The sequence below is a fragment of the Burkholderia sp. IMCC1007 genome (assembly GCF_027257875.1).
Taxonomy (GTDB): domain Bacteria; phylum Pseudomonadota; class Gammaproteobacteria; order Burkholderiales; family Burkholderiaceae; genus Burkholderia.
Genome location: NZ_JAPVQY010000110.1, coordinates 1 through 10,732, shown reverse-complemented (window position 1 = coordinate 10,732; position 10,732 = coordinate 1). Strand labels below are relative to the sequence as shown.

At 67.5% G+C, this 10,732-nt stretch carries 11 protein-coding genes and 1 pseudogene; 7 read left to right on the top strand and 5 right to left on the bottom strand.

Going from position 1 to position 10,732, the window contains the following annotated elements:
- Positions 1–406 (bottom strand): annotated as a pseudogene (locus O1Q03_RS39410) (RNA-guided endonuclease InsQ/TnpB family protein); the annotation flags it as partial.
- A gap of 89 nt (positions 407–495) precedes the next feature.
- Between O1Q03_RS39410 and O1Q03_RS39405 the strand changes: the two are divergent.
- Positions 496–1,953, top strand: a complete 1,458-nt coding sequence (locus O1Q03_RS39405) for an aldehyde dehydrogenase family protein (protein WP_269511417.1) — start codon at positions 496–498, stop codon at positions 1,951–1,953.
- A 68-nt stretch (positions 1,954–2,021) separates the two neighbouring features.
- A complete protein-coding gene (locus O1Q03_RS39400) occupies positions 2,022–3,221 on the top strand; it encodes a M20 aminoacylase family protein (RefSeq protein ID WP_269511414.1) in 1,200 nt (399 codons plus the stop codon).
- A 63-nt stretch (positions 3,222–3,284) separates the two neighbouring features.
- On the opposite strand, the gene O1Q03_RS39395 is transcribed toward O1Q03_RS39400, so the two are convergent.
- Entirely contained in the window at positions 3,285–3,578 is a 294-nt protein-coding gene (locus O1Q03_RS39395) for a DUF4148 domain-containing protein (RefSeq protein ID WP_269511411.1), read from the bottom strand.
- Positions 3,579–3,771: 193 nt separating this feature from the next.
- On the opposite strand from O1Q03_RS39395, the gene O1Q03_RS39390 reads away from it, so the two are divergent.
- Together O1Q03_RS39390 and O1Q03_RS39385 are read left to right on the top strand one after the other, a co-directional pair.
- Positions 3,772–4,449, top strand: coding sequence for a heavy metal response regulator transcription factor (locus O1Q03_RS39390; RefSeq protein ID WP_269511408.1), 678 nt, complete (start codon positions 3,772–3,774; stop codon positions 4,447–4,449).
- Positions 4,446–5,906, top strand: a complete 1,461-nt coding sequence (locus O1Q03_RS39385) for a heavy metal sensor histidine kinase (RefSeq protein ID WP_269511405.1) — start codon at positions 4,446–4,448, stop codon at positions 5,904–5,906. Before O1Q03_RS39390 ends, O1Q03_RS39385 begins: the two co-directional genes overlap by 4 nt.
- On the opposite strand, the gene O1Q03_RS39380 is transcribed toward O1Q03_RS39385, so the two are convergent.
- Positions 5,884–6,138 (bottom strand): hypothetical protein, encoded by a 255-nt coding sequence (locus O1Q03_RS39380; protein WP_269511401.1) that lies wholly within the window; start codon positions 6,136–6,138, stop codon positions 5,884–5,886. The two genes, O1Q03_RS39385 and O1Q03_RS39380, sit on opposite strands and share 23 nt — an antisense overlap.
- Before the next feature lie 52 nt (positions 6,139–6,190).
- On the opposite strand from O1Q03_RS39380, the gene O1Q03_RS39375 reads away from it, so the two are divergent.
- From O1Q03_RS39375 to O1Q03_RS39365, 3 genes are all read left to right on the top strand, one after another.
- Complete coding sequence (locus tag O1Q03_RS39375) at positions 6,191–6,406, top strand: hypothetical protein (RefSeq protein ID WP_269511398.1); 216 nt, start codon at positions 6,191–6,193, stop codon at positions 6,404–6,406.
- Positions 6,407–6,507: 101 nt separating this feature from the next.
- On the top strand, positions 6,508–6,630 hold the full coding sequence (locus O1Q03_RS39370; protein ID WP_269511395.1) for a hypothetical protein: 123 nt from the start codon (positions 6,508–6,510) through the stop codon (positions 6,628–6,630).
- A 56-nt stretch (positions 6,631–6,686) separates the two neighbouring features.
- Positions 6,687–7,448, top strand: coding sequence for a Fic family protein (locus O1Q03_RS39365; RefSeq protein ID WP_269511392.1), 762 nt, complete (start codon positions 6,687–6,689; stop codon positions 7,446–7,448).
- A 420-nt stretch (positions 7,449–7,868) separates the two neighbouring features.
- On the opposite strand, the gene O1Q03_RS39360 is transcribed toward O1Q03_RS39365, so the two are convergent.
- Positions 7,869–9,416 carry an efflux transporter outer membrane subunit gene (locus O1Q03_RS39360; RefSeq protein WP_269511389.1) on the bottom strand — a complete coding sequence of 516 codons (1,548 nt, stop codon included), beginning with the start codon at positions 9,414–9,416 and terminating at the stop codon, positions 7,869–7,871.
- A gap of 31 nt (positions 9,417–9,447) precedes the next feature.
- Positions 9,448–10,732: efflux RND transporter periplasmic adaptor subunit (locus O1Q03_RS39355; RefSeq protein WP_269511387.1), on the bottom strand; the 1,285-nt coding region annotated here is incomplete at its 5' end.

Genomic DNA, 10,732 nt, shown 5'->3' with positions numbered 1-10,732 from the left:
TTCCATCCTTGATCTTGCCTTCGGGAAGCGGCCGGCTGTTGAACACGCGAAAGGTGTTGCCGGCAAAGCGAAACGCGTCGCCCTCGCGCTTCAGGTCTCGGCCCTTCAGCGGCACCCAGCCGAGCGACTTCCTGCCGCGATAACGCAGGTACGGGCGTCGGTGCTGACTGCGCGACTTCGCATATTGCTCGCACGTCGCGTTGACCGTGCCGGAGTGAATACCGAGTTCCTTGCTGCTGCCGGTCGTCAGCACGTTCAGGTCGAATCCTGTAGGCCACTTCCTGCTCCACTTGAGCGCGTGCTTCTGCGTATCGTTGCAGAAGTTCCAGACGTAATTCACCGCACGGCTCTGCTTGTTAAGCAGTCCGTTGAGCGATTTCACCCGGTAGCGATAGACAAGGATCATGCCGGCCATTTTAACGGTGGAATGCCGCTGTCAAACAGCGGCGCTCCTTTCCTCCCCGTCCTGAAGGATGGGGTTTCTCGGAGCAACCGATGAATTCCCCTGTTGTTCATCTGACGCAAGCCGGCCGGCTCGATCGTTTCTTCATCGACGGCGACTGGGTGCTGCCCGATGGCGGCGACCGGTTCGCGGTCGTGTGCCCGTCCACCGAGGACACGCTGTGCGAGATTCCGCTCGGCAGCGCACGCGATGCCGACCGCGCCGTGAGCGCCGCGCGCCGCGCGTTCGAATCGTGGTCGGCGACGTCGCCGCACGCGCGCGCCGCGCTGCTCGATCGCATCCATGCGTTGATCCTGGAGCGTGCGGAGCTGTTCGCCACGGCGCTCGCGCTGGAGATGGGCGCGCCGATCAGTTACGCCCGCAGCGCGCATGTGCCGCTCGCAGCCGAACATATCCGCGTCGCGCGCGACAACCTGGCGAGCTATCCGTTCGTCAAGCGGCGCGGGACGACCGCGGTCGTGCGCGAGCCGATCGGCGTGTGCGCGCTGATCACGCCGTGGAACTGGCCGATCTATCAGATCACCGCGAAGGTCGGACCGGCGCTCGCGGCAGGCTGTACGGTCGTGCTGAAGCCGAGCGAACTGTCGCCGCTCAGCGCGCTGCTGTTCGCGGAAGTCGTCGCCGATGCGGGCGTGCCCGCTGGCGTATTCAATCTCGTGAGCGGCAGCGGCGAAGCGGTGGGCGCGGCGCTGTCGTCGCACCCGGAGGTCGACATGGTGTCGATCACCGGCTCGACGCGGGCCGGCGTGCTGGTGGCGCAGGCCGCCGCGCCGACCGTCAAGCGCGTTGCGCAGGAGCTGGGCGGCAAGTCGCCGAACCTCGTGTTGCCGGATGCCGACCTGCAGCGCGCGATCGCGCCGGGCGTCGCCGCCGCGTTCCGCAACATGGGGCAGTCGTGCAGCGCGCCGACCCGCATGATCGTGCCGCGCGACGCGCTCGGCACGGTCGAGGCACTGGCCGTCGCGGCGGCGCAGCAGTTGATCGTCGGCGATCCGTTCGACGACGCGACGACGCACGGGCCGCTCGCCAATCGCGCGCAGTTCGGCCGCGTCGCGCAGATGATCGACGCGGGCATCGCTGAACGCGCGAAGCTGATCGCCGGCGGGCCCGGCCGCCCCGCGGGTTTCGACAAGGGCTTCTACGCGCGGCCGACGATTTTCTCCGACGTGCGTACCGACATGGCAATTGCGCAGCAGGAGATCTTCGGTCCGGTCCTCGCGATCCTGCCGTACGACACCGTCGACGAGGCGATAGCGATCGCGAACGACACGGTCTACGGGCTCGGCGCGCACGTGCAGGGCACCGACATGGCGCGCGTGCGCGCGGCGGCCGCGCGCATCCGCTCGGGGCAGGTGCACCTGAACTACCCGGCCTGGGACCCGCAGGCGCCGTTCGGCGGATACAAGCAGTCGGGCAACGGCCGCGAATACGGGATCGAAGGGATGGAGGAGTACATGGAGGTCAAGTCGATCCTCGGCTTTTATGATTGATGCGGCCGCTGCGCGCGATTCGCGCCTGCCGTACGCTGTAAGCCCTCTACCTTCCGAAGGTGCCGAAATTGGACGATCACGTCATCCCCGACCTGTCGCTGCACGCGCATCATGCACACTGGGCGAAGCTGCGCCGCGACCTGCATGCGCATCCCGAATTGCGGTTCGAGGAACACCGAACGGCCGACGTCGTCGCGCGCGAACTCGAGGCGCTCGGCTACGCGGTGTCGCGCGGGCTCGGCGGCACGGGCGTCGTCGCGAGCCTGCCCGGCGCGGATCCGCGCCGCGGCATCGTGCTGCGCGCCGACCTCGATGCATTGCCGATCCACGAAGCCAACGACTTCGCGCACGCATCGTGCACGCACGGGATCATGCATGCGTGCGGGCACGACGGACATACCGTGATGCTGCTCGGCGCCGCGCGTGTGCTGAAGGCACTGCCGCAGCTGCCCGGCACCGTCCATTTCGTGTTTCAGCCGGGCGAAGAGGGCGGCGCGGGCGCGCGCAGGATGATCGACGACGGGCTGTTCGAGCAATTTCCGACCGAAGCGGTGTTCGGCATGCACAACTGGCCCGGGTTGCCGGCCGGGCATTTCGGGTTGCGCACCGGCCCGATCATGGCCGCGGGCTCGCGCTTCAGGATCACGGTCACCGGCAAGGGCGCGCATGCGGCGCAGCCGCATCTGGGCATCGATCCCGTTCCGCTCGCGTGTTCGATGGTGCTGCAGTGCCAGACGATCGCCGCGCGGCACAAGGATCCCGTCGACCCGGCGGTCATTTCCGTCTGCATGTTCCAGGCGGGCACGACGGACAACGTGATTCCCGACACCGCCGAACTGCGCGGCACGATCCGCACGCTGTCGTCCGCGTTGCAGCAGCAGTTGCAGCGCGACGTCCGGATGATGTGCGAAGCGCTGGCCGCGGCTTACGGCGCGCAGGTCGACGTGGAGTTTTTTCAGTACTACCCGGCGACGGTCAACACGCCGGCCGAGACGGCATTCTGCGAAACGGTGATTCGCGACACGTTCGGCGACGCACGCCTGCAGCGCGACGTGCCGCCGAACATGACCTCCGAAGACTTCGGCTTCATGCTCGAGGAGCGGCCCGGCGCGTACGTGCTGATCGGCAATGCGCAGGACGGCGCGGCTGCGCCGGCGCTGCATCACCCGAAATACGACTTCAACGACGACATCATTCCGGCCGGTGTCCGGTATTGGGTTGCGTTGGCACGGCGGTATTTCAGCGGCGCGCCGGAAACCCGCGCTTGATGCCGGTCAAGTAGCTTCAGGCTGCAACGACCGGTCGTGCGCGGCGTTTCGGCTGCGTGCACGTCACTGCGCCTGCGCGGTCTGCTCGGTCCACGCGCCGGCCGATGCGGTCGCAACCGGCGCCGCGTCGTGATGCTCGAGCGCATACACCTGCCGGTTGCGCGCGATCTGCGCTGCGGACGGCGGATAGTCGTTCCGGTTCGACGGCAGCAAGCCGTCGGCTTGTGCTTCGACCAATTGCTGGCGCACTTCGGCGTGCGTGAGCGGCGCGGGGGTGGGCTGGACTGACTGCGCGAACGCCGATGCGCCAAACGGCAGGCTCAGCGAGGCGAGAACGAAGGCGGCGATGAGTTTCATGGTGGCTCCTGGATAAACAAGGCAACGGGAAAGTGGGGAAACGGCCCACACCAGCATTCTGGTTTCGCCGCCGCACGCCAGGCTGACCGGCTGATTACCGTTTTGTAATCAACGGCATTCACGCGTGCACGGAGCGGTTCCTCGTTTCCGTTTCCCGGTAACATCGCCGCATGTTTCCACGAAGGCGACGGCCATGCGCATCCTGATAGTCGAAGACGAACCCAAGACGGGCGCGTACCTGAAGAAGGGGCTCGAGGAATCGGGCTTCAGCGTCGATCTCGCGAAGGACGGCGCCGAAGGGCTGATGCTCGCGCAGGAGGAGCGTTACGACGTGATCGTGCTCGACGTGATGCTGCCCGTGCTCGACGGCTGGGGTGTGCTGAAGCGGCTGCGCGAAACGCACACGACGCCCGTGCTGTTCCTGACCGCGCGCGACGACGTGCAGGACCGCGTGCACGGCCTCGAGCTCGGCGCCGACGACTACCTCGTGAAGCCGTTCGCGTTCGTCGAGCTGCTCGCCCGCATCCGCACGCTTGCACGTCGCGGGCCGCCGCGCGAAACGGATCACCTGACCGTCGGCGATCTGGAAATCGACGTGATGCGCCGCCGCGTGAAGCGCGGCACCACGCGGATCGACCTGACGCCGCGCGAATTCTCGCTGCTGCAACTGCTCGCGCGCCGGCAGGGCGAAGTGCTGAGCCGCACGCAGATCGCGTCGTACGTGTGGGACATGAATTTCGACAGCGACACCAATGTCGTCGAGGTCGCGATCCGGCGCCTGCGCGCGAAGATCGACGACGCGTTTCCGGTCAAGCTGATCCATACCGTGCGCGGCGTCGGCTACGTGCTCGAACCGAAGGACGACGCATGACGCGCCCGCGCTCGCTCGCCGCGACCCTCGCGCTCGCGTTCGCCGCGACCACGCTCGCCGCGTTCGCGCTCGTCGGCGCATATGTGTATGCGGGCCTCGAACGGCAGGTGAACACGCAGGACGATCTCGACATCGTGCTGGCCGCGCGCCACACGCGCCGGCTCGCGGGCGAGCTCGAATCGCTCGATGCGGCTCGTGCGCACGCGGAGCGGCTCACGAGCCAGGTGCTGGGCAACGAGGCGCTGTCGATGGCCGCCGTCGACGCGCACGGCGACGTGCTCGCGCGCCACAACGTGCGGCTCGCCGCGCTCGACGATGCGCCTGTGGCCGCCTCGATTCCGCTGGCCGACGCGCAGCTGTTTGCGCCGCACGCGGTGCCGGTTCCCGCGAATGACCGGATCACGAGCGACCGGCTCGTCACGTGGCGCGCCGACGACGGCACGCCGATGCGCGGTGTCGTGATCGAGGCCGCGCTCGGCGACCACACGCCGATCCGCATCGCGATCGCGCGCAACATGCGCGACCGGGCCGATCTGCTCGACGGCTACCGCGACCGGCTCAAGCTCGCCGGCGGCCTCGGCGCGCTGTTCGCGCTGCTGCTCGGCTACGGGCTGATCCGCAAGGCGCTCGCGCCGCTGCACGAGATCGTCGACGACACCGGCCGGATCACGGTCGACAAGCTCGACACGCGGCTCGACGCGTCGCGCGCGCCGCCCGAGCTGCGCGCGCTCGTCGATGCGCAGAATGCGATGCTCGGCCGCTTGCAGCAGGCGTTCGCGCATCTGTCGCAATTCAGCGCCGATCTCGCGCACGACCTGCGCACGCCGCTGAACAACATGCGCGGCGCCACCGAAGTCGCGCTCGCGCGGCCGCGTTCGGTTGACGAGTACCAGACGCTGCTCGAATCGAATCTCGAGGAATACGACCGTCTCGCGCGGATGATCGACAACGTGCTGTTTCTCGCACGCGCCGAGCATCCGAGCTTCGTCACGCGGCAGCGCGCGTTCGACGTGCGCGAAGAACTCGAGCGCATCGCCGAGTATTTCGAGGGGCTCGCCGACGAAGCGGGCTCGGCGCTGCGCGTCGAAGGGCGGGGGCAGCTGACCACTGACGTCGAGCTGTTTCGTCGGGCCGTCGGTAATCTGCTCGCGAACGCGCTGCGTTACACGCCCGCCGGCGGTGTCATCACGCTGAGTGTCGACGAAACGGCCGATGCGGTGCGCGTCGTCGTCGCGAATCCGGGCGAGCCGATCGATCCCGCACTGCTGCCGCGGATCTTCGACCGGTTCGTGCGCGGCGACCCGGCACGCAGCGGCGGCGCGCCGGGCGGCACGGCCGGGCTCGGGCTCGCGATCGTGCGCTCGGTGATGGAGCTGCACGGCGGCACCGCGCAGGTCGAAAGCGACGCGCGCGGCACGCGGTTCTTGCTCACGTTCAACCGGCCGCGGGTGGCGTGACGGCGGGTTCGGGCTGCGTGGCCGCTGCGGGTGCCATCGTGCCGGTGTGCGATTCCGCGTTCGCGTTCGCGCCTGCGCTTGCCTGCCAGCCACCGCCCAACACCTTCAGCAACCCGACTTCGGCCTCGATCATCGCGGGTCGAGCCGTCAGGTATCCACTCCAGGCCACCACGGTTTCGCCGCACGCTCGAGGACGTTCGACCTTGCCTCGCTCGCGGTTGCGGTTCGGCATGCGTAACGCCATAATTCCTCGTAACACGATAGGAAAGGATTGGTGTTACAGGATGAACGAAATCATCCGTCGCCTGCACACGCAGGCCGGCATCGAAAACGGTAACGTCAATGCCGCCCGGCGAACCTTCGCAGTGAACCTCCACCGTCAAGGCAGGTCGCCCAAGCTCATTCAGAACTTGATTGGAGTTTCTAGTCTCGCGGCCGTTAAACGTCTCGTAGACGGCGATCCTGTAACGCTCGCTTCCGTCGTACGTGGGGTCATTTGATGGAAACGGGAACGGCCAAAATACAGACATAGCAGGAGTTTCTGCGCGAATCGATGCGGGCTCTCGGACTTACGCGAGCTGCCTTCGCGACGCGAATCAGCGTGCCTGAAAAGACCCTGAACAAGTGGCTTGCTCCTGCCGATACAGGTGACTACCGCACCATGCCGGACGTCGTTTGGGCATACGTCCGCGAGATTTTGGTGTGGGATGCAAAAAGCGGCTGATGTGTCCCCATTGGGGGTATATAGTCGAACGTACTGGACCTCATTTCGAGAGATAAATGTCGAATCAAACTGCCGCGCTGCTGACGACGGTCGACGCTAACAAGGCGACACTTGATGCTGCGCGCCCTCTGCCGCCGCATACCGTTGCGTCGCTGCGCGAGAAGCTGATGCTGGAGTGGACGTATCACTCGAATGCAATCGAGGGCAACACGCTGACGCTGCGCGAAACCAAAGTGGTTTTGGAAGGCATTACGGTGGGCGGAAAGTCCCTTCGCGAGCACTTCGAGGCAACGAATCATCGTGACGCGATCCTGTACGTTGAGGAGATCGTCTCGAAGCATGAGGTGCTCACCGAATGGCAGATTCGCAATCTCCACGCGCTCGTCCTGAAGAGCATCGATTCGGAGCAGGCTGGTCGGTATCGGCAGGAGAACGTCGTGATTGCGGGCGCGAGCACGACCCCTCCGGACTTCATGCACTTGCCGGCGGAAATGGCTGCGCTGCTCGCTTGGTACGGCAAGGCCGGGGCGATGCATCCGGTCGAGCGGGCGGCCGAACTGCACACGCGGTTCGTGAAGATTCACCCGTTTGTCGATGGCAACGGGCGGACGGGACGGCTGCTGCAGAACTTTGAATTGATGAAGGCGGGCTACCCGCCAGCGATCATCCGCAAGGAAGATCGGCTCGCGTACTACGACGCGCGCGATATCGCGTGCGTGAGCGGCGACTACAGCGAGATCACATCCCTGGTCGCGGCATCTGTGCGGCGATCGCTCGACGTGTATCTCGACGTGCTGGGGCGGCGCGGGCACGAATAGGAAAAGTGAGAGTTGACCGTGTCGGGAATCGCCGCGCGATCGGAGTGCACGAGATATTGGCCGCACATCACGCGGCAGATTATCGACAATCCCGACACGCTGATTCGCACGCAAGTCCGCAACGTCTTCTTCTTCAACATGCGAACTGGATTTTGGTTGATCGTCTGCGGAACCATCCTGCAGATCAGCGGTAGTTGGCTAGCATAGGCTCGGAAAACCCGATGCAAATCACTCTTGACACCGCTAAGGCGGTCTACCGCAAGGCAATCGACCGGCGCGAAAGTGATGGAGAAGACACGGTTCGCGTGACTGACGGTGACATGTCCTGAGGTGACGGCGACGAGCCGTATTACCGACGTACCGCCTTTCGTCCGCTGATTGAAGAGTTGGAATGGTGCTACGGCTGCACGCCTCTCACGTTTAACCGGCCGCCGTCAGCGTGACGGCGGGCTCGGGCCGCACGGCGGCCGCGTGTTCCGTCGTGCCGGCTTTCGATTCCGCGTCTGAGCCTGCGCTCGCGCTCGCTTGCCAGCCGCCGCCCAGCGCCTTGAGCAACCCGACTTCGGCCTCGATCCGGCGCGCGTCGATCTGATCGGCCGTGCGCCGGTTCGTCAGCGCGATCGTCTGCGCGGTCACCACGTCCAGATAGCTGACGGCGCCCGCGTTGAAGCGATTCGTCGTCAGCCGCAGCGACAGGTCGGCCGCGTCGGTCGCGCGTTGCTGGCTGCCGGCTTCGGATGCGAGCGCATCGATCGCGGACAACTGATCCTCGACCTGCTGGAACGCGACGAGCACGGTTTGCCGGTAATCGGCGACCGCGCCGTCGTATTGCGCATGCGCGCCGCGCAGCGACGCGCTGCGGCGGCCGCCGTCGAACAGCGTGCCGGCGAGTTGCGGGCCGAGCGACCAGAACAGGCTCGGCGCGGCGAGCCACGGCGCGAAGAACGAGCTTTCGAGGCCGGCGCTTGCCGACAGTACGAGATCCGGGAAGAACGCGGCACGCGCCTCGCCGATCTGCGCGTTCGCGGCCGCGACACGGCGTTCGGCCGCCGCGATGTCGGGCCGCCGTTCGAGCAGTTGCGACGGCACGCCGGCCGGAATGGCCGGCACGTGGAACGCCTGCACGCGCGGCAGCGCGAACGTCGATGCGCTTTCGCCGACCAGCGTCGCGATCGCGTGCTGCAACTGCGCACGCGACGCGTCGATGTCGGTGTCCTGCGTGCGCGTCGATTCGAGTTGCGTCTCGGCTTGCGCAACCGCCGACGCGTCGATTGCACCGGCCGCGAGTTGTTGCTTGAGCAGCGTCAGCGCGTCTGCGTATGCGTGCACAGTGTCGTCGAGTAGTTGTTTCTGAGTGTCGAGCGAGCGGAGCGCGAAATAATCAGTCGCGAGTTCGGCCGTGACCGACAGCTTCACGGCCTGCAGGTCGGCCGCGCTCGCGGCGGCGTTCGCCTGCGCGCCTGTCACCGCGTCGCGCACGCGGCCGAACACGTCGGGCTCCCAGCTCGCGGCCACGCCGGCCTGGTAGTCGGGCGTCGTCTTGCCGGCGAGCGACGAGCCGAGCCGGTTCTGCGACACGCGCGCACGGCTTTGCGCGACGCCCGCCGTGATCGTCGGCAAGAACCCGGCGTGCTGGTAGTCGACCATCGCGCGTGCCTGCTGCAGGTCGGCGACGGCTTTCTTCACTGTCTGGTTCGACACGTCGACGCGCGCTTCGAGCGCGTTCAGGTCGGGGGCGCCGAAGACGGTCCACCACGCGCCGCGTGCAGCGGCGTCGGCGGGCATTGCGGCGCGCCAACCGGCTTGCGCGGCCGGCGCGGCCGGCGCGCCCGCGTAGTGGGCGGGCACCGCGACGGCGGGCGGCGAATAGGGCGGCAGCGTCGAGCAGGCGGTCAGTGCGGCCAATGCCGCGGCGGCGCCGAGCGCGGCGGCGCGGCGGGCGAACGGGAGCGGATGAGGAAGGCGCATGGCAGGTCTCTCGTGAGTCGTCGTCGATGGGTCAGCCGCGGGCAGGCGCCGGAGCGGGCGTTGACGCAGCCGGCGGGGCGCCGGCCGCGCGCAGCGGCGGCACGTTGCGCGCGCCGGTCGCGGACGGTGGTTGCGCGGACTGCGCGGACTGCGCGGACGGAGCAGACGAAGCGGACGAAGCGGACGAAGCAGCCACCGGCGCCGCATCGCGCGCCGCCGCCACGATCTTCACGGCTTCCCCAGCCGTGATCGCATCGCCCGGGTTGTCGATCACGCGATCGGTCGCCGCGAGCCCCGCGACGATCTCCACGCGCGTGCCGAAATCCCGCCCGATCTGCACGGTCTTCAGCGCCGTACGCCCGTTCGCGCCGACGGTAGCGACCGTCACGCCGTTCGGGCGGAACAGCAGCGCGCTGACCGGCAGTTCGAGCGCCGGCGCCGCGCTCGGCAAGACGAGATGCGCCTGCGCATACGCGCCGGGCATCAATGCGCCGTCACGGTTGTCGACGTCGATCTCGACGCGCAGCGTGCGCGTGACGGGATCGATCGCGCCCGCGCTGCGCGCGACACGCGCGGCAAAGCGCCGCCCCGGATACTGCGGCGTCGTCAGATAGACGGCCGTGCCGGCCGACACGCCGGTCGCGCTGTCCTGCGGCACGTCGACGAACACGCGCAGCGTGTCCGTCTGTTCGAGATGGAACAGTTCGCCGGACAAACCCGGGCTGCCCGGCGTGCCACCCGCGGTGACGAGCGTGCCGACGTCGACGTTGCGTGCGGTGATCACGCCGTCGAACGGCGCGGTGACGGACTCGTACGACACGAGTTCGGCGAGATGCGCGACGTTCGCCTGCGCGGACGCGAGCATCGCGCGCTTCGCGTTCATGTCCGCGACTTTCGTGTCGGTGTCCTGCTGCGACACCGATTGCGTTTTCAGCATGTCCTGCCAGCGCTGCGCGGTCGATTTCGCGTAGTCGTAGTTCGCCTGCGCGCTCGCTTCGTCGGCGCGCGCCTGGCGCAGCTGCGCGTCGAGATCGGGCGCCGAGATCTGCGCGAGCGTCTGGCCGGCCTTCACGTGCGTGCCGAGATCGGCGCTCCAGTGCGCGATATAGCCGCTCGTGCGCGCATAGATCGATGCGTCAGCATACGGCGCGACCGAGCCGGGCAACGTCAGCGTCTGGTCGGCCGGCGCCGCGCCGGGCACGACGATGGACACCGGCAGCGCCTGCTGCACGGCCACCTGCGCACGCTGCGCGGCGCGTGCATCGATACGCGGCACGATGCCGAGCGCGAGCAGCGCGGCGGCGAGCGCGACGGCC